Source organism: Sorangium sp. So ce726 (genome assembly GCF_051521405.1).
In the GTDB taxonomy this organism is placed as follows: domain Bacteria; phylum Myxococcota_A; class Polyangia; order Polyangiales; family Polyangiaceae; genus Sorangium.
Map to the genome: position 1 here is coordinate 9627471 of NZ_CP150349.1, position 26303 is coordinate 9653773.

Consider the following 26303-nt stretch of genomic DNA (forward strand, 5'->3'; position numbering starts at 1 on the left):
CCAGGCTAGGTGCCCACGTAGGTAGGGGCAAGCAACGCCACCTGGTCGCGCCCCTTTTCCTCCGATAGAGCAGACATGTCGCCGCCCCCGACGGATGCTGCGCCGGTTGAGCTCGATGCCCACGTGTGGTTGTGTTCGTTCGGACAGTCGATGACAGGGGGGGGCCTCATGAACCGCGCGGCCTCGCTCCGGTCACAGGACAGGAGCGCTACGTCTCAGCGCCCGAGATACGCGGATAGCTCCGCATACCGCTCCTGTCCGAGGACATGAATGGTTGGGACGCGGTGCAGCGTCGCCCCCTGGACTGCCGGACGCGATGGCGGGCCCGACGCGGGGCCGGCAGAATCGACAGCTGACCGACGCCGGCCAAGCATCACGCCGAGGCGTCGCGCGCCCGTCCGCGCTATCATCGCGCCGCCTCGTCCCGGGCAGCCTTGCCCCCGCCGCATGTCCCAGCCCCCTACCGCGCCCGCGTTCGCCGAGATGACCGTCGGCGCGCACCGCCTCGCGCTCCTCAAGGACGGCGCGCAGGCCTACCCGGCCATGCTCGAGGCCATCGCCGGCGCCCGGCGCACGATCTGCCTCGAGACGTACATCCTCCGGGGCGATCGCACCGGCCAGCGCTTCGCCGAGGCGCTCAAGGAGCGGGCGGCGGCTGGCGTCGAGGTGAACGTCCTCTTCGACGCCTGGGGCTCTTCCGTCTCGTCGTCCTTCCTCGACGGGCTCCGCCGCGCCGGCGTCCGGCCCCTCGCGTTTCGCCCCCTCGACCTCTCCGCCCCGCTCGGGAAGGTCGCCCGCCGCGATCACCGCAAGGCGCTCATCGTCGACGGTGTGATCGCCTTCACGGGCGGCCTCAACCTCTCCGACGACTACGCGGCTCCGGAGCATGGCGGCGCCGACTGGCGCGATACGCATCTCCGCATCGAGGGCCCCGCCGCCGCCGAGCTTCAGTACTTCTTCTTGCGCACGTGGCAGCGCACAGGCGGCGCCCCCATCGACGACGAGCGCTACGGCTACGCCGAGCGCAGACCCGACCCCGCCGTCCAGATCATCAGCAACGACCTCCCCCGCCGGAGACACCGCCACGGCATCCGCGACGCCTACCGCCTCACCATCGAGCGCGCCCGGCGCAGGATCTTCATCACCAACGCTTACTTCCTGCCGCCGCTCCGGATCATCCACGCGCTCTCGGCCGCGGCTCGCCGCGGCGTCGACGTCAGGATCATGGTCGCCGGCACCACCGACGTGCCCGCGGTCCTGCTCGCGTCGCGCGCGATCTACGGCCACCTCCTCGACGCCGGCGCCCGCCTGTTCGAGTGGCGCGGCCGCGTCCTTCACGCCAAGACCGCGGTCGTCGACGGCCTCTGGTCCACCGTCGGCTCCACCAACCTCGACAGCCAGTCGCTCCGCATGAACCTCGAGGTGAACGCCGTCGTCTCGCACCGCGGGTTCGCGGGCGCGATGGAGCGGATGTTCGCCGACGATCTCGCCCACTGCCGCGAGATCACCGTCGCGCGCTGGGCCCGGCGCCCCCTCTGGGAGCGGGCCGCCTCGTGGACGGCCTACCTCGCGCGCGACTGGCTCTGATCCCCGCGCGGTCCGCCGCGCTCGACCGGGGGTGCTACCGTTCCGGCATGTCCGATTTCCGCCGCTTCCGCGGCACCGAACGCTACCTCACGAGCGAGGCGCTCGAGGCCGCCGTCAACTGCGCGCTGGTCCTGGAGCGGCCGCTCCTCGTCAAGGGAGAGCCCGGCACCGGCAAGACGCTGCTCGCCGAGGCCATCGCGCGGAGCCTGTCGGCCGAGCTCATCACATGGCACGTCAAGAGCACCACGCGGGCCCAGGACGGGCTCTACGTCTACGACACCGTGCAGCGGCTCTACGACGCGCGCTTCGGCGACGGCGACGTCCGCGACATCCGCCGGTACATCAAGCTCGGCCCGCTCGGTAAGGCGTTCAACGCCCCGGCGCGCGTCGTGCTCCTCATCGATGAGGTCGACAAGGCGGACCTCGAGTTCCCGAACGATCTCCTCCACGAGCTCGATCGGATGCGCTTCCGCATCGCCGAGACCGGCGACGAGATCGCCGCGCGGGAGCGGCCCGTCGTGATCATCACCAGCAACAACGAGAAGGAGCTGCCGGACGCCTTCCTGCGCCGCTGCGTCTTCCACTTCATCGATTTCCCGGAGCCCGAGCTCATGCGGGAGATCGTCCGCGTCCACCACCCCGATCTCGATCGGACGCTCGCCGACCAGGCGATGCAGGTCTTCTACGAGATCCGGAAGAACACCCGGATCCGGAAGCGCCCCTCGACGAGCGAGCTCATCGACTGGATCGCCGTCCTGCGGAGGGCGGGCGTGGGCGAGGTGAAGCTCGACAAGGCGCTGCCGTTCCTCGGCGCGCTGCTCAAGAAGGAGCAGGACCTGGTCGCGCTGGCCGATCAGCTGGCGGGCGGCAGGCGGTTCCGGTCGTAGCGATGTTCGTCGCGTTCCTCTACGAGCTCCGGGCCCGCAAGGTCCCGGTCGGCGCCCAGGAGGCCGTCGGCCTCGCGCGCGCGCTCGCCGCGGGCCTCCACGAGAGCTCGCTCGAAGGCTTCTACCACGTGGCGCGGGCGATGCTGGTCCACTCGGAGGCGCACCTCGACGACTTCGATCTGGCGTTCGCCCAGCACTTCCGCGGCGTGCACGTGGAGGCCAAGGCGGTCACGGAGGAGCTCCTCTCGTGGCTCCGGGATCCCGTCAAGATGCGCGCCCTGTCCGACGAGGAGAGGGCCATGATCGAGGAGCTCGATCTGGAGGAGGTGCTCCGGCGGTTCGAGGAGCGCCTCCGCGAGCAGCGCGAGCGCCACGACGGGGGGAACCGGTGGATCGGGACCGGCGGCACCTCGCCGTTCGGCCGCGGCGGCTTCCATCCGAGCGGCATCCAGGTCGGCGGCCCCGCAGGCGGGCGCAGCGGCGCCGTGCAGAACGCCGACGCCCGCCGCTACCGCCCCTACCGCAGCGATCTCACGCTCGACGTGCGCCAGATCGAGGTGGCGCTGCGCAAGCTGCGCGCCTTCGCGCGCGAGGGCGGCGATCGCGAGCTCGACATCGAGGCGACGATCGACGCGACGGCCAGGAACGCGGGCGAGATCGAGATCGTCACGAGGCCCCCGCGCCGGCCAAACACGCGCGTGATCCTGATGATGGACGTGGGCGGCTCGATGGATCCCAGCGCCGCGCTCGTGTCGCAGCTCTTCAGCGCGGCGAAGCGCGCGACGCACTGGAAGGAGCTGAGGAGCTACTACTTCCACAACTGCGTCTACGAGAGGGTCTTCAGGACCGAGGGGCTCCTCGATCCGGTCCCGGTGCGCGAGCTCCTCCGCGAGTGCGGCAAGCACCACAAGCTCGTGATGGTCGGAGACGCCTCGATGGCGCCCTACGAGCTGCTCGGCTCGTCGGGCTCCGGCGGCGGCGCGGGCGCCTCGTTCGACCCCGACGCGCGGCTGCCCGGCGTCGCCTGGCTGATGATGCTCCGCGACCATTTCGACCGCGCCGTGTGGCTGAACCCGGACGGGATCGGCCCCTACCCCCACCCGACCGTCGACGCGATCAAGGGTATCTTCCCGATGTTCGCGCTCACGCTAGAGGGCCTGGGAGAGGCCATCGCCGAGCTCGTCCGCGGCCACCGCCGCGCCTGATCCGTGCGGCGCGCGGGCCCGGGTCAACGGCCTGCGCGCCTGAACACCTCCGCCGTGGCCGACGCGACGAGGGCGCGGTCGAGCCAGCGGTCGAGCTCGCGCTCGCTCCTGCACGACGAGATCTTCGCCGCGGCCGCCTTCGTGAGCCGCAATCCTCGCCGATCGAGGACACGCCTCAGCGCGTCGCGCTTGCCCTCGAGGATTCCCTCCTCGCGCCCCGCTTCGCGCCCCTCTTCGCGGCCTTCCTCGCGCCCCTGCTCGCGGCCTTCTTCGCGCCCCTGCTCGCGGCCTTCCTCGCGCCCTGCATCGAGCACCGCGTCGAGATCCTCGTATCCGCGCCGCTGGAGGAGGTTGGTCAGCGTGCTCTTCTCCGCCTCGCTGCGGTCGTAGAGCGCCTCGACACGGACCGCGTTCTTCAGGATGCCCGGCGCGCTCAGCAGCTCCCCGGGGAGCGCGACGCGCACCTTCCGGTGCGGCTCGTGCACTTCGACCCGCCGTGGACCGATGAGGCGCACCACCCACAGGAGCTTCGTACCGGCCGCGAGCAGGTCGGCGATCTTCTCCTTCAGCGCCTCCTCGTCCTGCCCCACGTCGGCGTACTCGATCGCGAGCTCCGGCACGCCCTTCACCCAGCCCGGCCTGTCGGGCACGTTCCCCACCGCGACGTCCGGCGCCCGGAGGGTGCCCGGCTCCGGGGAGTACCCCGTGTCGACGCCCACCTCCTTGACCGCCGGGTCCCACCCCACGACCGAGCTGCCTAGCTGGTTCGGCCCCGAGGCACGCCCCCCCGTGGGGGCGCAGTAGACGGGGTGGCCGTTCGACAGCTCGTACGGATCACCCGCGCGGAGGTGCTCCGCGCGAAAAGGGCCGCGCTCCGTCGTCCGGCGCTTGACCTGCATGAGAGGACGATAGCACGCCGAGGATGCGTCCCGGCGAGCTCGCCCCGCTCCGCGCCCGTCACGCGTTCGGCAACCACATACGGAACGCCGCGCCCCCGCACCGGCCCGCCGTCGCGGTGATCTCACCGCCGTGCGCCTCGACGATGACCCGGCTCAACGCGAGGCCGAGGCCGGTCCCCTTCACCTTGGCGGTCGCGAGCGGTTCGAAGAGGTGGTCGGCCACGCACGGATGAACGCCAGGGCCGTTGTCCTCGACCTCGAGGTGCGTGCGCTCATCACCCCTCCACGCCCGCGTGACGATCTCGCCGCCAGGCCCTTGGTCGAACGCCTCGATCGCGTTGAGATAGAGGTTCGAGAAGACGCGCTCGAGCAGGATCGGGTCACACAGGAGCGTGAGGTCGGCCGGCGCGACGGCGACCTCGAACCGGACCGCCGTGGGCAGCACCAGCGCGTGCCGCGCGCTCTCGATGAGCCGGCCGAGGTGCGCCGGCTCGCGCCGCAGCGGCTCGCCGCGCGCCAGCCCGAGGACGCTGCCGATGACCTCGTGCGCCTTGCGGATCTCGCACGTCACCCGGTCGAGGTGGCGCAGCAGGCAAGGCCGATCGTCGAGGTCGCGCTGCGCCAGGTAGAGCGACGACTCCGCGACCGCGAGGGCGTTGCGCAGCTCGTGGGCGACGCTCGCGCCGACCGCCCCCGCCGCGGCCAGGCGCGCCGCGCAGCACGCCGTCTCCTGACCCTCCTTTGCCATAAAGCAAAGCGCAGCGTAGCCGATCCCCGAGCGATCGCCCGCGCACGCTCTGCGCCCAGTTCGCTGCCGTCGCCGGGAGGATCTTTACGACACGACCGTCCTGGGCTGGCTCACTCGGCGTCCGCGGCGAGCGGGAGGGCCGGTGTTCGCTCCGGAGCCGGCTTGACGCGGCGCGCCCGCTCGAGATCGAACAGCGAGAAGCGCTCGCCCGCTGCGGAGCCCGCCGGCGAGGTACGGCCGAACAGCTGAAGCCGCACGGCGCGGTGCGGCGGCGGCGTGATCGCGCCCGGCGCCTCCCCCGGCTCTCCCGTGATCACCGCCGCGACCTCGGACGACTTCACCGCACCCGAGCCGCGGATATCGACCTCGACCTCGAGGGCGACGAGATCGCCGACGAGCCCGGCGCGCGCGAGCGCCGAGTGGACCTCGGGCCCGCCGACCTCGGCCCGCACGAGGTACTGGCGCACGTCGACCATCTTGGCGAGCCGGTCGATCTCCCGGCGGATCGGGAGCGACGCGGCCGAGAGGGCGGCGCTGCAGCGGGCGGCGAGGAGCGCCTCCGCGTCGCCGCCGATCGCGGAGCGCGCGAAGGCGAGCGCGTAGCGCGCGCCGGCGATGAGCTTGCTCAGGGACGGGTCCTCCGGGCCGAGCTTGACGGCGCCGCTGAACACGAGCCCGCGCGGGCTCGCGGCCGACATCGCGGCGACGAGCGCGTCGAGCGCGGCGGGATCGAGGTCGCGCTCGAGGCGGAGGTCGACGTACTCGTCGAGGCTGATCACGCCGAGCGAGAGCGCCGGCGAGAAGGTCATGTCGGGCTTCGGGTGGAAGCCCGCGGTGTAGGTCATCGGCGCGCCGACGCGCCGGAGCACGCGGGGCAGCTCGCGCACGACGTCGAGGTGGCCGAGCAGCGCCATCGGCCCGGCCTTCTCGAAGCGGAAGCGGTAGCGGAAGCCGCCGCGCCCCTTCGGCGCAGGCGCGATCCGCCGCGCGCGCTGGGGCGCCTCCCCTGCGGCGCGCGAGGGTTCCCTGTCGTCGCCGCTCTCCGGCGCCGTAGCAGCGACGCTCTCCCGCCCCGCGCCGCCGTCGCTCTCCCGCTCCGCGCCGCCGTCGTTCGCCGGCGCGGCAGAGGGACCCGCGGCGCCCGCGGGCGGCGCGGCGCCTGCGTCGGTGAGCACCGGCAGCGAGCGCCGGTGAGCGCCGAGCCGATCGAGGAAGGTGAGCCGCTCCTCGCGCATCTGCGTCATGTCGCAGGCGACGCCGCAGTCGTAACAGACGAGCCGCCGCGTGTCGGCCCTGGCGTCGTCGAGGTTCGTGTGGTGGACGAACGTGCCGGCGACCTTGCCGCACGGCGGGCTAAGGCGGCTCTGGAGCGCCTTCCTGTACTCCTTCGCGAGGAAGCCCTCCTCGAGGCCGACATCGATGTGATCCCAGGGCAGCCGCGCCGTCACCGGGAGGGTGCCGAGGTACTTCGCGCGGTCGACGCCGACGTGCGTGAACGCCTCCTCCCACACGGCGAGATCGAGCTGGTCCTCCCACGAATCGAAGCGGGCGCCGTGCCGCCAGGCCCGCTCGAGGACGTCGGCGAGGGGGCGGTCGCCGCGGGCGAAGATGCCCTCGAGGACGCTGGCGTTAGCCTCGTGGGTCTTCAGCGTGACGGCGCGATACGGCCGTACCGTGTCCTTGAGCATCTGCTGCTTGCGCCCGACCTCGGCGAGCGTGTCCATCGCCGCCCACTGGAAGGGCGTGTGAGGCTTCGGCACGTGGGTCGAGACGCTGACCGTCACGTCGACCGGCTTGCCCTTGCCCGCCGCCCTCCTCCCGGCGCCGGCCGCGCGGGCACCCGTCTCGACGATGCCGCGCACGTCCTCGTCGGTCTCGGTCGGCAGGCCGATCATGAAGTAGAGCTTCATCTTGCCCCAGCCCCGGCTGAACACGCGCTCGGCCGTCTCGAGGAGCTGCTCCTCCGTGACGTTCTTGTTCACGACGTCGCGCATCCGCTGAGAGCCCGCCTCCGGCGCGAAGGTGAGGCCCGTCGCGCGCACGCGCTTGAGCTCGTCGAGCAGGTCGGGCTCGAGCCCGTAGGCGCGCAGCGACGAGACGCCGAGCGAGATGCGCTCCGCGGTGAGGCGCTCGGTGACCTTCTTGATGAGCGGCGAGATGCACGAGACGTCGGCGGTCGACAGCGCCGTGAGCGAGACCTCGTCCTGGCCGGACCGCTGCACCGCGCGCATCACGGTGTCGACGATCTGCTCGGGATCGCGCTCGCGGACGGGTCGGTAGATCATGCCGGCCTGGCAGAAGCGGCACCCCTCGGTGCAGCCGCGGGCGATCTCGATCGACATGCGGTCGAAGATGGCCTCGGGCCCGCCGGTGGGGCTCTCGTCGGGGAACGGGTACCTGTTCAGGTCGACCAGGGCGCGCTCGATCGGGAACGGGATCCCGGAGGCGAGCGGGCGGTCCACGACCTCGAAGCCGGTGTCGGGATCGACCCGGGTCGCGTAGAGCGAGGGCACGTAGACGGCGCCGAGGCGCGCGATCGCGACGAGCCGCTCGCGCCGCGGCACGCCCTCGCGCTTGAGCCGCGCCCACAGGAGGGCGACCTCGGTCGCCTTCTCCTCGCCGTCGCCGATGACGAGGGCGTCGAGGAAGGGGGCGATCGGCTCGGGGTGGGTCGCCGTCGGGCCGCCCGCGATCACGATCGGGTCGTCCTCGCCGCGGTCCGCCGCGCGCAGCGGGATGCCGCCGAGGTGCAGCATCGTGAGGATGTTGGAGTACGTGAGCTCGAACTGCAGGGAGAAGCCCACGACATCGAAGTCCCTGAGCGGGCGCGCGGACTCGAGGGACACGAGCGGCAGCCCGCGCTTCACGAGCTGGGCCTCCATGTCGATCCAGGGCGTATAACAGCGCTCGGCCAGCGTGCGCGGGTCGTCGTTCAGGAGCTTGTAGAGGATCTTGAAGCCGAGGTGGCTCATCCCGATGTCGTAGACATCCGGGAATGCCAGGCAGACGCGCGCCTCGACCGACGCCCAGTCCTTCACGACCGAGCCGACCTCGCCGCCCGCGTAGCGCGCGGGCTTCTCGACCTGATCAAGGAAGGAGGCGTACGGGTGATCGGCGAGCAGGGGGAGGCTGTCCATGGCGCTTCGGCGCGTAGCATGGCCGGCCGGCGCCGGCACCCGCGGCTCGCTCGAGCCAGCTCGATCCGCCGTCCGGGGCCGCAGGCCGGAGCGGCGCGGCGGCCTGCTTGGGGTATGCTCACGACGTGCGCGAGCGTGATGCCCATCATGTGGAGCTCGACCGGGCGCGGCACGTCGAGTATCGGGACCCCAGCGAGTTTGACCGGATCGCCTTCGCCATGCGCACGCTGGACCGCCTCCGGCCGAAGCGGATGACGGTGGCCGTCTACCCCGCGCTCGCCGCGATGCGCGTCGAGCGCGGGAACAACTTGCACCGCGGCGAGGGCGGCTCCTGGGCGATCGTCGGCATCCCGCCGCACGCGAGCCGGGAGCACATCGCCTACGCCCTCGCCGAGCTCGCTGGCGTCGAGTCGGTGCCCTACGCCGTACAGAGCCTCCTCGCCGCCGACAGGAACACGGACGCCTAGGCGCACGCCGTAACGCCGGAGCGCCGCTGCACGGACATCGCCGCCGTCCCGAGATCGGCCGCGCGCGGCGGCGGGGCGGATGGTATTGCGCCCCGCACGAGGGAGAGCGACGCTGCCCTCCGTGCCTGCTCCGATCCGGCAACACATCGCGCGCCACCGCGCAGCGAAGGCGCTGTGGAGCGTCATCGTCAGCCTGGATCGCCACAACGGGCCGCGGGCCGCGAGCGCGATGGCCTTCGACGCGTTCCTCAGCCTGATCCCGCTCGCGGCCTTCGCCGGCTATGTGCTCAGCCGGATCCACCAGTGGTCGGATGTGGTGGTGCGTCCCATCCTGCAGGCGGCGCCCCCGGACGTCGCGAAGCTCGTCTCGGAGGAGCTCATCCGGCTCTCGCAGTCGTCGGCGGTCGCGCCGATCAGCATCACCGGCTTCCTCTGGATCACGTCCTCCGGGCTCTCGACCGCCATGGGCGTGTTCGACACGATCTACAACACGCGCGAGCGCCCCTGGTACGTGCGCAGGGCGATCGCAGCGGCGTGCGTGATGGCCAGCCTGGCGGTGGTGCCCGTGGTCGCCGGCGTCGGCGTGCTGATCGGCACGCTCTCCGGATCGATCGGCGCCCGCATCGTCGCCTTCGCCCTCCCTGGAGGCCTCGTCATCTGCATGGTGGCCGCCTTCTTCAGGATCTCGATCCAGCGCCCGAACATCGAGCGACGCCGGATCTTCCCGGGCGCGGTGCTCACGGTGGTGCTCTGGTCCGCCGTGTCGACCCTCTTCTCACTCTACGTCGCCACGCTCGGCCGCTACGCCACGTTCTACGGGAGCCTCGCGACCGTCGCGATCTTCCTGTTCTGGCTGTGGCTCCTGGCGCTTGCGCTGCTCATCGGGGGCGAGCTGAACGCGCGCCTGGAGCGGGAGCGCGCCGGGGTGATGTCGATTCCGCCCCCCGGCAAGTGGAGCGCGCTCGAGCTCTCCGAGCTGCCCGAGCTCTCCGACCTGCCCCAAAGCGTCACGCCGCCGCCCCAGAGCGTCACGCCGCTGCCCTTGAGCGCCACCCTCCCCCAGGGCGCAGCGCTCCCCCGCGGGGCCGCGGCGCGGCTCGGCGACGCCCAGGGCGCGGACGAGGACGAAGCGCGCGGCGCACCGAGCTCGCCGCGCGAGCACCAAGCCGCCGGGTAGGTCGAAGCGGCGGGAGGCCAACGCCCCCGGCGGCCGCGCGCTGAAGGACGGACGGTCGACGCCCGACGGTTCGGCTCGGCACGGGCGGTGAAAGCGCCGTCGCTCGTCCGCCACTCGGCGCTCACTCGGCGCGCATTCGCACGGTGGGTGCGCGCAGTTCGCGCAGGGGCATGTCGAGGGCGGGCGTGAGGGGGAGCAGTCGAGCGTGCACGCGCACTACGGAGCGGGGGGTGACGAGGGCGGCAACCGACGCGCCACGCCTTTGCCGGGCGACGCCGGGCTGTACTTTCTGGGGGCGCTGCACGAGCTCGTCGCCGTCGGCCTGCACCGCCCCGCGCTCGAGGCGCTGTGCGCAGGGCAGCGCGACCTCGCGGAGCCGCCCATCGACCGCGCCTACCTGCTCAAGATCCTCGACGAGGAGATCTGCCGGCAGTTCGGGCATCCGCTCCGGCCGCTCATCGAGCTCGTGCTCAACGCGGCCGACGCGGCCCGCGCGCCGCAGCCCGTCGTCGACATCGCCGTCACCGACGGGCGCGTCGAGGTCAGCGACGCCGGCGCCGGCATGGGGCTCCGGGCAATCCTCTCACGGCTGCTCATCCCGTTCGCGACGGACAAGCGGCCAGGGATCGATCTCGGCCGGTTCGGGGTCGGGTTCTTTTCCGTGCTCGGGCTGGGGCTCTCGGATCCGGAGAGCTTCAGCCTCCACCTCACCACCGGCGACGGCGTCGAGGGATGGGCGATCCGCGTCGTGGCCTGGCCCAGCGCGGGCGACGCGCCTGCGGCCGCCTCGGAGGAGCTCGGGCAAGCCCGCGGCCGCGCGTCGCCCGAGCTCACCGCCGCCCTGATGTGCTCGGTGCGCCGGATCGCGCCGCTGCTCGGGACGCGCGTGCGCGTCACGTCGGCGCTGCTCGAGACGGCCACGGTCCGCGCGTACCTGCGCGACGCGCTCCACTTCTTCCCCGCGAGCCGCGCCCTCGTGCTGCTCGACGGCGCGGCCGTGAACGACGGCCGGCTGATCTCCGGCGGGCAGCTCATCCAGGAGCGGGTCGCGGTCGCGCCGCAGCCCCCCGGCGCGGCCGCGCTGGAGGCGCGGACCCACCTCGAGGGGGAGCGCGACGACGCGCTCCTCGCGCGCTTCCACGTCGGCGGGCGAGGGCTGCTCCCGAGCATCTCGGCGGCCACCTTCCATGCCGGGGTCAAGGTCGACGCCTGCCTCGCCCTCGCCGAGCTCGCGCTCATCGATTTCCCGGCCGCCGTGGAGCTGACCGAGGGGCGGGACGCGCTCAAGGTCGGGCCAGAGTTCACCGCGGTCGCGACGGCCTTTTACCGGCGCCTCATCGAGCTCGCCGCGGCGAGCGGTGAGGGCCGGCGCACGCGCGACAGGCTCGCCGAGATGGCCGCCCAGATCAGCGCGCTCATGCTGCAATCCGCGGGCTGGGACGAGGTCGCCCTCGATCTCGCGCGCGCCCTGCTCGGCCCCGAGCGCTGCATGGTGACCCCCGAGCGGCGCGAGGCGCTGCTCGGGTTCCTCGGGCCGAGCGTGGCCGAGCGGCTGTTCGTGCCGGAGAGCTTCTGGGCGGAGCGCGAGTGGCAGCCGCACCTTCCCGGCGAGCGCGAGCTGCTCGAGGACGAGCTCGAGATCGACGCGCCGGAGACGCTCTCGGCCCTGGCGCGGCGTCGCGGCGACCTTTCGGGGCTGCCGCTGCTCGTCGCGCGGGCGACGAGCCCGCACACGACGATGGTCGCCCTCTGCCGGAGCCGGCTCCAGCCAGACCGCGGCGCGGGCGCGGCGGCGCGCCGGGCGCCGGGCGCGCCGCCGCTCCCCGACGCGCCGGGGCGGCGGCCGGCCGGGCCGCTGCCGTGCCTCGGCACGCGCCGGCTCCTGCTCATCCGCGACGACAGCGCGGCGGTGCGGCGCCCCTCCGGCTGGAGCGATTGGTACGCGCTGCGGGCCGCCTTCGACCGGGCCTCCGGCGTGCGCGAGGCCGATCTCGAGCGCGATCTCATCGTCGGCGAACCCGTGGACGGGACGGCCTTCGCGGCGCCCCGGCCCGGCGAAAGGACGTCTGGAGGCGAGCCATGACCCAGATCTCGTACGGGCTTTTCTCGGAGCTCTTGCTCGTGCGGATCCACGGGCGCGCCGAGGCCTACCTGCAGGCGAGCAGCGCGGAGCGCCTCGCGCTCGTCGCCGCCTGCCGCGGCGAGGCGACGGTGCCCGACCTCGCGCAGCGCATCCTCTCCCGCACCATCTACGCGCAGGCGTCGTCCCGGATCGGCCCGCTCCGCGAGCTGCTCCAGAACGCGCTCGACGCGTCCCCGCCGGGCGCCCGCATCGACGTCCGCTCGTCCGAGGACGGGCGCGAGATCTCGGTCACCGATCAAGGCCGCGGCATGGGCCGGACCGAGCTCCTCGCCGACCTGCTCGTGCCCTTCCGGAGCGGCAAGGCGGGCGAGCCCGACGCGATCGGCGAGCACGGGATCGGCTTCTTCTCCGTGCTCGAGATCGCGCCGTGGATCGAGGTGGTCACGGCGACGCCCTCGGGCGGGCACCGGCTGCTCGTCGCGCCGCTCGGCGGGGGGCCGCCCTACGAGGACTTCTCGTGGACGCTCCTGTCCCTGCCCCGCCCCCCGCCCGCGCCGTACGCGGACGGCGGCCGCGCGGGCGCCCCGGCGCGCCGTGTTGACGAGCGCGCCTCCGAGCCGCCGCGCCGCCCGACGACGGGCACCTCGGTGAGGCTGTCGCTCGCGCAGCCGATCTCGCGGCCGGCGCTCGCCGCGGAGGTCACCGCGGCGGTGGGGCTGGTCGACGCGACCGTCGCGCGGATCTACGTGGACGGCGCGCTCGTCAACACGGCGCGAGGGCGCCTCCGCCGCGCCGCGGAGGTGCCGCTCCGGCTCCCGCCGTCGGGCGAGCTCTGCGGCGCGGTCGAGCTGTTCGTGGGCCGGGGCGACGGCATCGAGCCGCAGCTCACGATCACCCAGAAGGGGCTCACGGTGGCGACGCGGATCGACCCCTTCCCTGGCCCCGAGCTCGGGCTTCACCGCGAGCTCGCGCGGGCGATCACGGCGGCGGGGTTCGGCCTGGTCGCGGAGCTGCCGCTCAGCGTGCCGCTCAACAAGGGCCGCTCGGCGGTCGCGGCGACCGCGTCCACGGCGGTCGAGGCGGCGCTCGTCGCGGCCTTCGAGCGGTTCGTCCTGCGCGACGCGCTGTACGACCGCGAGCTCCTGCGCGCGGTCGATCACCGCCTCTCCTCGGTCCTCGACCGGCTCCTCCACGCGGCGCTGCTCGGCGAGAGCATCACGATCGCGTCCGCGCAGGCGGTGGACGAGCTCGATCCGGTCGCGCGCACCCCCACCGTGGCGGCGCCCGAGCACGTCATCCGCTTCGCGAGCGGGCTGCTCGACGCGCCCCTCTTCCGGTCGATCGTGGTCGACGCCGGCCAGCGGCCCTCGGGGGCGGCGCTGTCCGCGCTCGGCCAGGTCCACTACCGGAGCGCGCCGCTGACGCTGCGCGAGCTGCTCCAGGCGCACCGGACCGGCGCGCTCCGCCCGCTCGATGCCGCGCCGTCGCTGTCGTCGAGCCAGGTCCGCAGCACCGCCCGCTGGCCGCTCGGCGCCTCCGGTCCGGGGCCGGAGGCCGCCGTGGCGCGGGAGGCCGCCGGCGTGCGGCCCGGGGATCTCGTGTACCTCGCGCTCGACGAGCCGCTCGCGCAGGCGTTCTGGCGGCGCCTCGCGAGCGAGGGCGCGGCGTCGCAGCCCCTCCAGGCCGCCGCCGGGGCGCCTCCGCGGGCGCCGGGCGCAGCGCCCTGCCCGATGCCCCGCACCTCGCGCGAGGCGCTCCTCAAGACCGCGATCGACGTGCCCGGCGTCCGCGCCGTGGCCGCGGCCATGACGATCATCGAGCGGCTCGACGCGGCGATCTCCGAGTCCACGGATCTGCCGGCGTCGCCGATCTGGGTGCACCAGGACCTCTACGGCCCCGACGAGATGGCGCACACCGACGGGAGCGGGATCAGCGTGAACCTCGCGTCGGCGCGGGTGCGGGCGCTGCTCACGGCGGTGCTCCTGCGCGACGATGCGGTCGCCTTCACGGCGCTGGCGGATCTCCTGCTCCACGAGAAGACGCACGTCTCGCTGGCGAGCTACGTCCCGCGCCCGACGGCCGAGCACGGTACGAGCTTCTACCGCCGCAAGGACTGGATGCGCCGCCGCCTGCTCGCGGCGATCGCGAGCGGCGCGGTCGCCGACCCGATGCGCTGGCTCTCGGTGGCGCGGCGGGGGCTCGCGAGCGCGGCGCTGCCGGCGCCGTCGGAGCTCTCGCAGGCGTTCCTGGCGGCGGCCGCAGCGGCATAACGCATCTCATCCTCCGGAGACGGGTGGTTCGACCGCGGGCGAGATCGCCGCGGCGGCGTCGCGCGAACGCGCGCTACGCCGCCGCGGATCTCCCCATCGCGTAGGCGATGCCGCTCTGGAGCGTCTGCTTCGTCACCATGCGGCCGAGGTCGACGCCCATCGCCACGAGCGTCTGCGCCACCCTGGGGCTGATCCCGGTGAGCACCGCGCGGGCGCCGAGCAGCCTCAGCGCGTCCGCGGTCCGGATCAGCAGGCTCGCGACCTCGGTGTCGACAAGCTTCACGCCGGTGATGTCGATGATCACGACGCCGGCGCCCCTCGCCTGGACGCCCTCCAGCGCCGTCGCCATCAGCTGGAGCGCCCGCGGCGGGTCCACCGTCCCCACGAGCGGCATGACCACGACCCGATCGGAGATCGGGATGAGCGGCGTCGACATCTCCGCGAGCCGCTCGTCCTTGACCCGCAGGATCTCCTCCTGGAGCGCCGTGCGCATGGTCTCCGCGCGCTCGCGCTCCACGAGCTCGCGCGCGAGCCGATCGTTGGCCTCCCGCAGCTCGGCGGTCCGGCGCCCGACCTCGCCCTCCAGCCCCTCGTTGGCGCGCCGCAGATCGGCGCTCGCCGCCTCGACCTTCGCGTAGAGCAGCGCGTTCTCCACCGCGATCGCCGCCTGCGACGACAGCATCTCGCACATCTCCAGCCGCGACGCGGTGAACGCGCCGTACGCCGCGTTGTTCTCCAGGTAGAGCACGCCCGTGAGGCGACCCCGGTGAGAGAGCGCGACGCACAGGACGGAGCGCGGGCGGCGCGCGATGACGTACGGGTCGGCGGCGAAGCGACTGTCCTGCGTGGCAGCGTTCAGGATGACGGGCTCCTTGGTCCTGGCCACGTAGCGCACAACCGCCTGAGCGACGTCGCCGCTCTGCTCGAGGGGGAGCGAGAGGCCCACGAGCACGCTGCTCGGCTCGACCGTGGCGGTCGCCTCGACCAGCAGCTGGCCTTCGCGCGCGAGCAGCAACGCGCCCCGCTGCGCGCCGGCGCTCTCGAGGACGAGCCCCATCAGGCGCTCGAGCACGTGATCCAGCACGAGCTCGCCGGAGATGGTCTGCGCTGCCCGGAGGATCGTCGTCGTATCGAGGAGCGCCGCGCTCTTCGACGTGGTGGTGGTGGGCAGCGACACCGACGTCAACCGTTCGCCTGACGGCGGCGCCGCGGACTCCTGGAGGAGAGGGAGATGATGCTCCGCCAGGTGCGACGCCTTCGCGATCGCCCCCCAGCGGCGATAGGCGTCGTACGCCTCGGTCATGTGGACGCGCGCCGCCTTCATCTTCCCTGTGGCCGCGAGGAACTTCGCGCACAGCTCGTTCGCCAGCGCCTCCTCGTGGACGAACCCGCTCTGGCGCGCGCCGGACATCGCCTCGTCGTAATGCGCCATCGCCTCGACCTCCTTCCCGGCCACGCGCGCCACCTCGGCGAGCACGAGCTGATGGCGGTGACGGTAGTTCTCGGGGCAGCTCGCCGCGAGGAGCGAGAGCCGGGCCTCGTGCGCGGCGATCGCGGCGCCGCGCCGCTCGCGCTCGGCCGCATCCGGCAGCGCGAGCATCGAGAGCACGGCATAGAACGGGAGCATGTCGACGATCGGCATGGCGCCGGCGAGGGCCATCATCGGCGCGGCGAGATCTGCCAGCGCGAGGGCCCCCTGCGGATCCTCGTAGAGGAACGCGAGCTGGGCCTTGGTCACGTGGTACCAGAGCGCGGCGAGCGGCATGTCCCCCAGCGTCGCGGCGAAGGAGGCCTCGTCGAAGGTGTCGTCGCTCAGGGTGTCTCGGCGCTTGGTCTGTCCCGTGAGGTTCGCGACCATCTGCAGCATGATCTGCAGCGTCGCCGCGCTCGGGGTGTCCTTGAGCCGCTGCACGAGCGCGAGGAGCTTCGCGATCACCTCGCCTACGCTCCCGAGCTCCTCGCCGAGGGCGAGCCGCGCATCGGCCATCTGGAAGCAGGTATAGGGCAGGAAGAAGTCACCAGACTGCACGCCGGCGTTGTAGGCCCGCTCGAAATAAGGCAGCGCCTCGCGGATATGCCTGCAGCGATGGATGAACATCGCGAACTGCGAGTTCAGCTTGCAGACCATCTCGGGGTTGTTGAGCTTGTCGTTGAGATCGATGGCGAGCTTGCCGAACTCGTACCCCTCCCGGAAGCGCGCCTGGGCCACCGAGAGGAAGAACCCATACGTGATATAGCCGCTCGCCGACCCGGCCGAGTGGCCGTACTTCAGGGAGAGGTTGACCTGCCTGGCGAGGAGGAAGGGAAAGAGCGGGTTTTTCGACGCATACGCGGCATTGAGCATGACGACGAGGAACTTCATGAGCGCCCGCTTGTCCGGGTCCGCCATCAGGGGCGCATCGATGAGCTCCTCGATCCGGCGCCCGCCGAGGCCGGCCTGCACCTCCGCGAGCTCCGCCCCCACGATCGCCGCGACCTGCTCGCCCGCCTCCGGCAGCTCGATCCCGAAGTGCGCGAGGCCTGCCAGCCCGGCGGCCATGGCGTCCGCATAACGCCCCTGCGCCATGCACACCGTCATGCGCAGCTCATGAATGCGCACCAGATCCATCCGCTCTCGCACCCGGCCGAGCAGGGCGTCGCACCGAGAGAGCGCGCGCTCGAAGCGGCGGGTCAGGAACTCGCACTCCGCCAGATCCATGTGCAGCGCGAGGGTCAGCTCGCCGCCCTGCTCCCAGCCGTCGGCGAGGCCGTCGAGGAGCAAGATCCCGGCGTCCAGGTACCTGAACGCCGCCTCGAAGGCCGCCGCGGACCTGGCCCTCCGACCGGCGGCGAGGTTCATCCGAGCGAGCTCGATCCGCTCGTCCTCGGATTCAAGCAGGCAGGCGCCCAGGTTCATGTGGTCGACGATCGCGAACGTCTCGCCGTCGCCGCTCGCTCCCTCGCGGCGGGCGAGCAAGAGCCGTCCGAGCCTGAGGTGCACTTCGGGCCTCTGCGCGGGCTCGATCAGGGCGTAGGCGGCCTCCTGCACGCGATCGTGGAGAAATTGATAGGAGACGTTGCAGGCCGGCTGCTCCGGGATGTCTGCGTCTCGCGCGACGCCATCATGGTAAAACCGGTAGTCGGCGCCGAGGGGCAGGACGAGCCCCTCGTCCATCGCCCCCCACAGGTGCGCGGCCGTCTCCGCAAGGGGCCTCTCGCGGGCGAGCGCGAGCGTCTCCAGATCGAACTGGTGCCCGAAGCACGCGGCGAGCTTCAGGGCTTCCTGCGTCTCGGCGGGGAGCCTTCGCAGGCTCTCCACCATGAACTCGACAACATTCTCCGCGATCGGCGTGTCCTGGATACGCCGGAGGTCCCAGGTCCATGCCTCCGCACTCCGGTCCAGGGTGATGAGCTGCTGCTCGCGGAGCCGCCGGAGCAGCTGATTCAGGTAGAACGGGTTGCCGTGCACCTTCTCGAACAGGAGCGAGGCGAGCGGCGCCGCGCGCTGCGGCTCGCAGTGCAGGGTGTCAGACAGGAGCTGGTTCACGTCGGTGAGGCCGAGAGGCCCGAGGGGCAGCTCGGAGACGGTCGCGCCGGCGCTCCGGATGTCGCTGAGCGCGAATGAGAGCGGGTGTCCCTCGTCGACCTCCTGATCCCGGGCCGCGCCGATCACGAGCAGATGAGCGCCGCCCGTGTTGCTCAGGATGACCTTGAGCAGGTTCAGCGAGGCTGGATCGGCCCATTGCAGGTCGTCGAGGAACAAGGCGAACGGGCGCTCGGAGGACCCGAGCGCCCTCATGAAGCGTTGAAACACCATGTGGCAGCGGACCTGCGCCTCGGTCGGCCCGAGCTCAGGTACGCTCGGCTGCGGCCCGATGAGCCACGAGAGCTCGGGGACGAGATCGACCATCACTTGCCCGTTCTCCCCGAGCGCGGCCGTGATCCGGTCTCTCCAGCGCTTCAGCGCCTCCGCTGGCTCCACCATGATCTGCCGGATCAGCTCCCGGAGCGCCTGCTGGAACGGGGCATACGGGACATTCCGGTCGAGTTGATCGGATTTGCCGGCGATGAAGTACCCTCCGCGCAGGTGCGCGACGGCGTGCCGTATCTCCTTGATCAGCACGGACTTGCCGACGCCGGCAGGGCCTCTGACCATCACGAGCTCGGTCGCCCCCTGCGCTGCGCGCTCGAAGGCGGACAGGAGCGCGGCGGTCTCCACCTCGCGGCCATAGAGCTTCTGCGGGATGCAGAGCTCGGCGGAGAGATCGTGCTCTCCGAGGCGGAACGGCTCGACCCGCCCCGCCCGCACGAGCTGAGACAGGCAGGCCTCGAGATCGACCCGAAGGCCGTGAGCGCTCTGATACCGGTCCTCGGGGGCCTTGGACAGGAGCTTCATGACGATGTCCGACACCACCCTCGGGATGTCAGGCGACACCTTGCACGGCGAGGCCGGTGTCCTCGCGATGTGGCTGTGCACGAGCTCCACAGAGTCGACCGCTCGAAAAGGCAGAGACCTCGTGAGCATCTCGTACAGCGTGACGCCGAGGGAGTAGAGGTCGGAGCGGTGATCGACGAGGCGGCTCGTGCGACCGGTCTGCTCGGGCGAGATGTACGCGAGCGTACCTTCGAGCGATTCAGGGCTTCCAATCGCCTGCACCTCCTGGGCGAGGCGCGCCGAGATGCCGAAATCGATGAGCCTGATCGCCTTCGACTCCAGATCGAGGAGGATATTGTGCGGCTTGACGTCCCTGTGGACGATGCGCCTTTGATGGAGGGACTCGAGGATGGCCGCGAGGACGATGGCGACCTCCAGCGTGGTCCGGAGATCGAGGCCTCGTTCACGCAGGATGTCGCAGAGCACCCGCCCACCCGTGTCCTCCATGACGAGCGCCACGCCGCGCTCGGAGGTCGCGAGCCCATGAACCCTCGGAACACCGGCGATCGCGAGATCCCTGAGGATCGCGTGCTCGTGCCGCAGCGTCGCGAGCTCTGTAGGATCGGGGAGCTCGGCCTTCAGCCGCTTGACGATGACCTTCGCGCCATCCTGCTTCCGGTAACCGCGGTGAACGACGACGCTTCTACCCTCGTGAACTACGTCCGTGAGCGCGTACTCGGACAGACTGATCATGCGCGTTCCCGCAGCGCTCGCTCGCCCGGTCTCTCCCCTGAACCGGGTGGCAACGCCAGCGATCCCCCTTGTTCACGTATCGCAGAGCCCGATGCAAAATTGCAATGGAGATGTGTACACGACGGTCTGTTCGCGCCTCGAAGCGAGCGGGCAGACCAACCATGATCACCCTGACGCACCGGCACAACCCGACACAATTCCAGCAAAGCGGAATCGCTCCGGCGCGCTTCCCTGAGCAGGATCAGCGGGAGACGAGGTCCTTCATCCAGGCGACGTCGTCAGGCGTCGTCTGGTGGAGCTCGCCAGCCCATTCCTCGTCGGTCATGCGCTCGAAGCCCTCGGTGATCTTCTCGAAGTACGAAGAGGCGAGCCCCACGAAGGCGCGCGGCGTGCCGCACGGATCAGCGGTGACGACCATGAGCCGCGGCCGGCCGGTGCCCACGTGCAGCACGCGCCCGACCGGCGCCCCGCTCTCGTCGGTCGGCTGCGTGTGCACGTCGGCGATCGTCGGGTCCTCGGCCACGGTCTGGAAGACGTCGAAGAAGAGCTCGGCGTACCAGCCCACCGCCCCCTCGTCCGAGCCGCAGCCGCGCTGGATCCGGACGGCCTGGTTGATGAAATCGAGGTGCTCCGCCGTGAGGGGCACCCCGGCACGCTCGTTCTCCGCCATCTCGCCGAGCGTCCTCGCGACGCTCTGCAGCTTCGCGAAGTACGCCGGCACCCGCTGCTCCAGCAGCGACGACGGCGGCGCGCCCGGCAGCGACGGCGCGCCCGATAGGTCGAGCGCCTCGACGGCGCGGCTGCCTTGCTCCGCCAGCTCGGCGATGCGCGCGAAGAACGCCGGGTACGGGTCGACGTAGGCGTCCGGGAACTCGCACGTGGCGCCGCTCGTGTACGACTGCTTGGCGTAAAGGAGCGTGTCGTGCCGGAGCTCGGCCCACGAGGCGAGCTGGGTGTTCAGGAGGCGCCGGCCCCACGCCTCGGTCTTCGCCACCGCGGGCAGCCCCGTGGTGTCGGCGAGCGCCTTCGCCGGCGACAGCTCCCGCAGCGCGCCGAGCCAGTGGTTGTAGAGGTTCTTGCTCCAGAAGTCGCCGGGGTGCGCGTCGACGAGCACGCGCATCATGTGCAGATCCGGCGCGTAGGGGAACTGCCCGAGCTCGGGCCCGAGCAAGAGGCCCGCCTGATCGTTGCCGAGCGCGGCGAAGCCCACGTCGAGCGGGCTCGGCATCATGCGCTTGACGGAGCCGCCCTTCACCCGGTCGTACACCACGTTCGAGAAGACGTGCGAGTCGACGACGTACCGCTGGCCGAGCAGCGCGAAGCTCGACGAGAGCGGCATCGTGCCCTTGCCGAGGCCGTTGATCATGATGTGGCTCGAGATCCGCTGCGTCCCGTGGCCCTTCTTCACCACGACGTCGATGATCTGCTCGTCCGAGAGCCCGGCGAGGCCGGCGGCGCCGGCGAGGCCGAGGTCCGCGAGCAGGACGTCGAGCTCGGGCAACGTCATGTAGTCGCTCTCGCCGATGAAGGCCTGGACCGTGTCGTCGATGCGCGTGTACCGGGCGAGGGTGTTCTCGTCGGCGAGGGCGCGCAGCACATAGGCGCCCTCGAGCTGCCGTCGCTGCAGGACCTGCGTGCCGTCCTGCTGGGTCTCGAGGAAGCGGAAGTCGACGCGGCCGAGCCACATCATGCTGCGGAAGTAGCGCTGGAGCTCCGGCGAGTCGGTGTAGTGGCCGCGGGGCTCGAACTGCGAGAAGTCCATGATCCGATCGGAGCCGAAGAGGCGCACGTTGCCCGTGCCCTGGTGGGCCTTGGCGCCCGCGACGAGCTCGTCGATCTTCGCGGCGTCGGCGCCAGCCACGGGCGCGACGGGCGCGTCGTTCAGGAGCGAGAGCGCCACGGCGGTGAAGAGATCCGCGTCGGCGCGCGCCTCGGCGCCGAGCTCGCCGCCGGCGCCCGAGGCGAGCCGCGCGCGCATCTCCTCGAGCATCGCCCCGAGCTCGGGTGCGAGCGCGGCGAGCTCCACGCCCTTCAGGATCGCGTCGTACGAGCGGTGGACCGCGTACAGGATGGAGTCGGCGGACACGTAGAGCGGCAAATCGAGCGCGTAGATGCTCGCGTAGCCGTAAACGAAGGTCGGGAAGGCCTTCTTCTCCGAGATGACGAAGCCGCTCTCGGAGAGCTTCGCGAGCTCGTCCTGGTCGAGGGCGAGCGAGGTGCTCTGGACGAGCGAGAGGCCCTCGGCGTCCGCCGGCGCGTAAGAGAGGCCCGAGGCGAAGGGCACAGCGTACCTCGAGGCGAAGTCCTCCGCGGTCATGTTCGCCGAGGACTCCTGCTCGTCGAGCAGCGCGCTGAGCTCCGCCTGCTGCTCGGGCCCGAGCGGCGACGGGGGCTGCTCCGACTGCGTACCACCGGTCTGCGTACCGCCGGTGTCGGTCTGCTGGTCGCTCTCGCCGGAGCAACCGCCGGCGAGGGCAAGGAGGATCGGAACGACGTGAAAGTGAAGAAGCATTTTGCGCATCGTGTTTCCCTTCCAGAGCGCGCCTCCCGTGCGGGGCGCGGCGACCCCGCTACGGGCAAGGACGGTGCCGCGGGCGCGAGGCGCGCTCCCCTCTTCGTCCGCAACAGCAAAGATCTGCTCCGGTGCAGCAGGATACGGCACCATCGCGAGGATGCGCTGCTGAGGAGGACTGGCACGATGTCACCGCGCCGGGATCAGGTCGGGTCATTCGAGGCCTGCGCTTCGCGCGGAGAGAGCGCGGTGAGGCCGAGAAGACCGCCGGAGAGAAGAAGCGCTCGTGTTGTCCTGACGATTGTCCTCTTCACGCCGATCGACGCCTGAGCGACCTCCCTCGCTCACCCGCCCAATTCTGTCGATTTCTTGCTCCCCATGACAAAAGGGGAACATCGCTGTTTCGATGGGGCCCCGAGGAAACTTGGCGGTCCCATGCACGATGAGCGTGACGGCGGCGAATCGGATCCACTACAAGGGGCGCCGGAGGCCAACCATGACCATCACGTTCTATTACTCCCCCCAGTCCAGCGCTGGACGCATCCGCCTGACGCTCGCCGAGCTCGGTGTCCCCCACGAGGCCGTCCGGGTCGACCTGCGCGCCGGCGACCAGAGGAAGCCGGAGTTCCTCGCCCTCAACCCCAATGGCCAGGTGCCGACCCTCGTGATCGACGGCACCCCGATGTTCGAGTCGGTGGCGATCCAGATCGCCCTCGGCGAGCGCTACGGCGTCGAGAAGGGCCTGTGGCCGGCCCCCGGCTCGCCCGAGCAGCTGATGGCCCTGACGTGGCTCGTCTGGGGTCAGGTCAACATGACCAGCGCCCTGTTCCGCTACATCAAGAACACGAGCGACTGGTTCCCCAAGGAGCAGCAGGACGCGAAGCAGGCCGAGGTGGCGATGACCGAGGCGCGCGGCCTGCTCCGCATCCTCGACGGCCGCCTCGATGGCCGCCAGTACCTCACCGGCGAGCGCTGTACCCTGGCGGATCTCGACCTCGCGTCCGTGCTCGGCTGGGGCCTTCAGGCGGCCAAGATCGACATCTCCGAGCTGAAGAACGTGAAGGGATGGCTCGGCCGCATCATGGAGCGCCCGGCCGTGAAGGCGACCATGGCCGAGGCCTGAGCCCGAGCGCCTCGCTCGCCCAGGCGGGCGAGGCGCCCCCGCAACTTCACCATCGCCTGCGCGGCGAGCGCTCACGGTCATCCACGCTGTCCGCGCGAACTCGGGCCCCGCGCCCCGAGCGCCCTTGCGCGCGCCGGACACATGCTAGAACTCGGCCGCAATGACGGTCCTCCAGGTCGCCGACCTCAGCTTCGGTTACGGCGCAGACAGGCTCTTCCAGGGCATCACCTTTTCCCTGGAGCAAGGCCAGCGCGCCGCGCTCGTCGCCCCGAACGGCGCGGGCAAATCGACGCTGCTCCGCCTCGTCGCCCGCGAGCTCACCCCCGACACGGGCTCGGTCGTGATCCGCAAGGGGATCCGGTTCGCGTACTTCCGGCAGTCGCACGAGCTCGCGGCCGAGGGCACGGTGCTCGACGCCTTCCTCTCCGGGTTCTCCGAGGTGCTCGAGCTGCGCCACGCCCTCACCGCGGCGCAGCACGCGGCCGCCAGCGGCAGCGAGGCCGATCTCGCCCGCCTCAGCGATCTCACCGATCGCTACCACATCGCCGGCGGCGACGACCTCGAGCGCCGCGTGGAGATCATCGCGGCCCACCTCGGGTTCTCGCCCGCCGACATGGATCGCCCCGTCTCGAGCCTGTCCGGCGGCGAGCGCGGGCGCCTGCAGCTCGGCGTGGTGCTCGCGATCGAGCCCGATCTCTTGATGCTCGACGAGCCCACGAACCACCTCGACATCGAGACCATCACCTGGCTCGAGAAGCACCTCGCGGGCCTCGGCGGCGCGCTCCTCTGCGTCTCGCACGACCGCGCGTTCCTCGACGCCGTCTGCCCGCACACGTTCGAGCTCGGGCAGCGCAGCTTCCGCGCCTACCCGCTCAAGTACAGCGACTACGCGGTCGCCCGCGAGGAGGACCTCGCCCGGGAGCGGGAGCTCGCCGAGCGGCAAGAGGCGTTCGTCGCCAAGACCGAGGACTTCATCCGGCGCAACATCGCCGGCCAGAAGACGAAGCAGGCGCAGAGCCGGCGCAAGATGCTCGAGAAGCTCGAGACGATCGACCGGCCCGAGGACGTGTGGGCGACCGCCGAGAAGGTCCGGTTCCGGTTCGCGCCCGCGCCGCGCAGCGGGGACATCGTGCTCGACGCGCGCGGGCTAGGCGCCTCGCGCGGCGGGCGCACGCTCTTCTCCGGCGTGGACCTCCTCCTGCGGCGCGGCGACCGCGTCGGCATCGTGGGGCCCAACGGGACCGGCAAATCGACGCTGCTCAAGCTGCTCGCCGGCGCCGGCGCGCCCGAGGATGCGGGCGACGTGCGGCGCGGGACGAACCTCTGCCAGGGCTACTTCGACCAGCACCTCGGCTCGCTCGACCCGTCGAGGACCGCGGTCGAGGAGATCCGCAGCGTGCGCGCCGACATGAACGTCGACGCGACACGCCAGTACCTGTCGCGCTTCCGCTTCTACGGGGACGACGCGCTCCGGAAGGTGCAGGGCTTCTCCGGCGGCGAGCGGAGCCGGCTCGCGCTCGGCAAGCTGCTCCTCGAGCCGCGCAACCTGCTCTTCCTCGACGAGCCGACGAACCACCTCGACATCCCCGCCGCCGAGATCCTCGAGGAGGCGCTCGCGGGCTTCGAGGGCACGGTGCTGCTCGTCTCGCACGACCGAAGGTTCCTGGAGGCGGTGACGACGCGCATCGTCGCGGTGCGCGAGGGGCGCGTGGACATCTACCCCGGCGGCTTCCGCGACTACCGCGACAACCTCGAGAAGCTCGCGGCCGAGGCGGAGGAGGCGGAACGCGCGCGCGAGGAGCGCGAGAGGGCGAAGAGCGCGCGGGGAGCGCGGAAGACAGCGAGCGCGCCGCCGCCGCGCGAGGAGCCGCGGGGGGAGGCGGCGGACAGGGGCGCGAAGGCGTCTGGCCGCGCGGTGCGGCGGAGCGGCGCGACGATGCCGCCGCCGGACGACGCGGGCGCGGGCGACGCGGCGGCGCGCCGGCGGGCGTTCGAGACCGACAAGGCGGCGGCGCGGGCGACGGAGCGCAAGCGCAAGCGGGTGAAGGAGCTGGAGACGGAGATCGCGGCGGGTGAGTCGCGGCTCGCCGAGATGCGCGAGGCGCTGAAGCAGGACCCGGGCGGCGACTGGGCGAAGCTCGCTGCGGCGGCGCGCGAGGAGCAGGCGCTCGCGAAGCGCGTCGACGCGGCGATGGCGGAGTGGATGGCGCTCAGCGAGGAGCTCGGGGCCTCGGCGACGGCGGGAGGCGAGGCGTGAAGCGGCGGGCGGGGGGCGCGCGGGGGGCTCACGTCGCGGGGGTGCTGCTCGCGCTCGCTGCGGCGGCGCTCGGCCCGGCGTGCAAGGAGAAGCGCGACGACGGCACTGCGCCGGCGCAGGCCGTCGCCGAGCTGCCGTCGCTCGAGCTCCGCGACGACACGGCGAACCTGATGCTGACGTGGATCGACGAGAAGGGCGACACGCACGTCGAGATGCGCCCGGCCGACGTGCCGGCCGAGGGCCGCGCGCTCGTGCGCGCCATGCTCTCGGACCGGACGGAGGGGACGCGGGACGCGTTCTACGTCGCGGATCTGACGCAGAAGCGGCCGGACGGCACGTATGCGGTCCGGACGATGCCGCGGAGGGAATGGGAGTCGCTGCTGGAGAAGCGGCGCGCCGAGCACCTCGCGAAGACGGCGCCGCCGCCCGCGGCGCCGGGCCCCGGCGGCTCGGCGGGCGCCGGCGCGCCGGGCGCGCCGAGCCACCTCGCGGGGGTCACGGTGATCATCTACGGCGCCTCGTGGTGCAAGCCGTGCCACCAGGCCGCGGACTACCTGCGCTCGAAGGGGATCGCCGCGGTGGTGAAGGACATCGAGGAGGACGCGGGCGCGGCCGCGGAGATGCAGGACAAGCTCGCGAAGAGCCACCAGCGCGGGGGGAGCATCCCGATCATCGATGTGCGGGGGCAGATCCTCGTGGGGTTCAGCCCGGGGGCGATCGACCAGGCGCTCGCGCGGGCGGCGGGCGGGACGACGCTCTGAGGGGGCGGCGGCGGGCCGCTGCGCTCGTCAGGGGCGCGGCCGGCCCGGGCCGCAGCCCTGCGCACGCTGACCGCTCGAGCTGC

General features: G+C 72.0%; 15 protein-coding genes. 10 read left to right on the plus strand and 5 right to left on the minus strand.

Going from position 1 to position 26303, the window contains the following annotated elements; all coding sequences use genetic code 11:
• Positions 1-447: 447 nt before the first annotated feature.
• The 3 genes from WME79_RS35780 to WME79_RS35790 are packed head-to-tail and all read left to right on the plus strand — an operon-like array spanning position 448 to position 3679.
• Positions 448-1587 carry a phospholipase D-like domain-containing protein gene (locus WME79_RS35780; protein WP_437524221.1) on the plus strand — a complete coding sequence of 380 codons (1140 nt, stop codon included), beginning with the start codon at positions 448-450 and terminating at the stop codon, positions 1585-1587.
• A 47-nt stretch (positions 1588-1634) separates the two neighbouring features.
• Complete coding sequence (locus tag WME79_RS35785; protein WP_437524223.1) at positions 1635-2474, plus strand: AAA family ATPase; 840 nt, start codon at positions 1635-1637, stop codon at positions 2472-2474.
• A gap of 2 nt (positions 2475-2476) precedes the next feature.
• Complete coding sequence (locus WME79_RS35790) at positions 2477-3679, plus strand: vWA domain-containing protein (RefSeq protein WP_437524226.1); 1203 nt, start codon at positions 2477-2479, stop codon at positions 3677-3679.
• A 23-nt stretch (positions 3680-3702) separates the two neighbouring features.
• Here WME79_RS35790 and WME79_RS35795 read toward each other — a convergent pair whose 3' ends face one another.
• From WME79_RS35795 to WME79_RS35805, 3 genes are all read right to left on the minus strand, one after another.
• On the minus strand, positions 3703-4578 hold the full coding sequence (locus tag WME79_RS35795) for a Uma2 family endonuclease (RefSeq protein ID WP_437524229.1): 876 nt from the start codon (positions 4576-4578) through the stop codon (positions 3703-3705).
• 58 nt (positions 4579-4636) lie between these two features.
• A complete protein-coding gene (locus tag WME79_RS35800) occupies positions 4637-5326 on the minus strand; it encodes a sensor histidine kinase (RefSeq protein ID WP_437524232.1) in 690 nt (229 codons plus the stop codon).
• Between the two features lie 110 nt (positions 5327-5436).
• Positions 5437-8463 carry a TIGR03960 family B12-binding radical SAM protein gene (locus WME79_RS35805; RefSeq protein WP_437524235.1) on the minus strand — a complete coding sequence of 1009 codons (3027 nt, stop codon included), beginning with the start codon at positions 8461-8463 and terminating at the stop codon, positions 5437-5439.
• Positions 8464-8588: 125 nt separating this feature from the next.
• On the opposite strand from WME79_RS35805, the gene WME79_RS35810 reads away from it, so the two are divergent.
• The 4 genes from WME79_RS35810 (at position 8589) to WME79_RS35825 (ending at position 14460) form a co-directional block, all read left to right on the plus strand.
• Complete coding sequence (locus tag WME79_RS35810) at positions 8589-8930, plus strand: hypothetical protein (RefSeq protein ID WP_437524238.1); 342 nt, start codon at positions 8589-8591, stop codon at positions 8928-8930.
• A gap of 121 nt (positions 8931-9051) precedes the next feature.
• A complete protein-coding gene (locus tag WME79_RS35815) occupies positions 9052-10107 on the plus strand; it encodes a YihY/virulence factor BrkB family protein (RefSeq protein WP_437524240.1) in 1056 nt (351 codons plus the stop codon).
• 205 nt (positions 10108-10312) lie between these two features.
• Positions 10313-12190, plus strand: a complete 1878-nt coding sequence (locus WME79_RS35820) for an ATP-binding protein (RefSeq protein ID WP_437524243.1) — start codon at positions 10313-10315, stop codon at positions 12188-12190.
• Positions 12187-14460, plus strand: a complete 2274-nt coding sequence (locus WME79_RS35825) for an ATP-binding protein (RefSeq protein ID WP_437524245.1) — start codon at positions 12187-12189, stop codon at positions 14458-14460. Before WME79_RS35820 ends, WME79_RS35825 begins: the two co-directional genes overlap by 4 nt.
• 73 nt (positions 14461-14533) lie before the next feature.
• On the opposite strand, the gene WME79_RS35830 is transcribed toward WME79_RS35825, so the two are convergent.
• Positions 14534-19567, minus strand: a complete 5034-nt coding sequence (locus tag WME79_RS35830; protein ID WP_437524247.1) for an AAA family ATPase — start codon at positions 19565-19567, stop codon at positions 14534-14536.
• Between the two features lie 241 nt (positions 19568-19808).
• Positions 19809-22079 (minus strand): DUF3160 domain-containing protein, encoded by a 2271-nt coding sequence (locus WME79_RS35835; protein WP_437524249.1) that lies wholly within the window; start codon positions 22077-22079, stop codon positions 19809-19811.
• A 496-nt stretch (positions 22080-22575) separates the two neighbouring features.
• On the opposite strand from WME79_RS35835, the gene WME79_RS35840 reads away from it, so the two are divergent.
• The 3 genes from WME79_RS35840 to WME79_RS35850 all read left to right on the plus strand — a co-directional run bounded on the left by WME79_RS35840 (position 22576) and on the right by WME79_RS35850 (position 26220).
• On the plus strand, positions 22576-23202 hold the full coding sequence (locus WME79_RS35840; protein ID WP_437524252.1) for a glutathione S-transferase family protein: 627 nt from the start codon (positions 22576-22578) through the stop codon (positions 23200-23202).
• A 160-nt stretch (positions 23203-23362) separates the two neighbouring features.
• Positions 23363-25459 (plus strand): ABC-F family ATP-binding cassette domain-containing protein, encoded by a 2097-nt coding sequence (locus WME79_RS35845; RefSeq protein ID WP_437524255.1) that lies wholly within the window; start codon positions 23363-23365, stop codon positions 25457-25459.
• Complete coding sequence (locus tag WME79_RS35850; RefSeq protein ID WP_437524257.1) at positions 25456-26220, plus strand: glutaredoxin domain-containing protein; 765 nt, start codon at positions 25456-25458, stop codon at positions 26218-26220. The genes WME79_RS35845 and WME79_RS35850 overlap by 4 nt, the downstream gene beginning before the upstream one ends.
• Positions 26221-26303 lie beyond the last annotated feature (83 nt).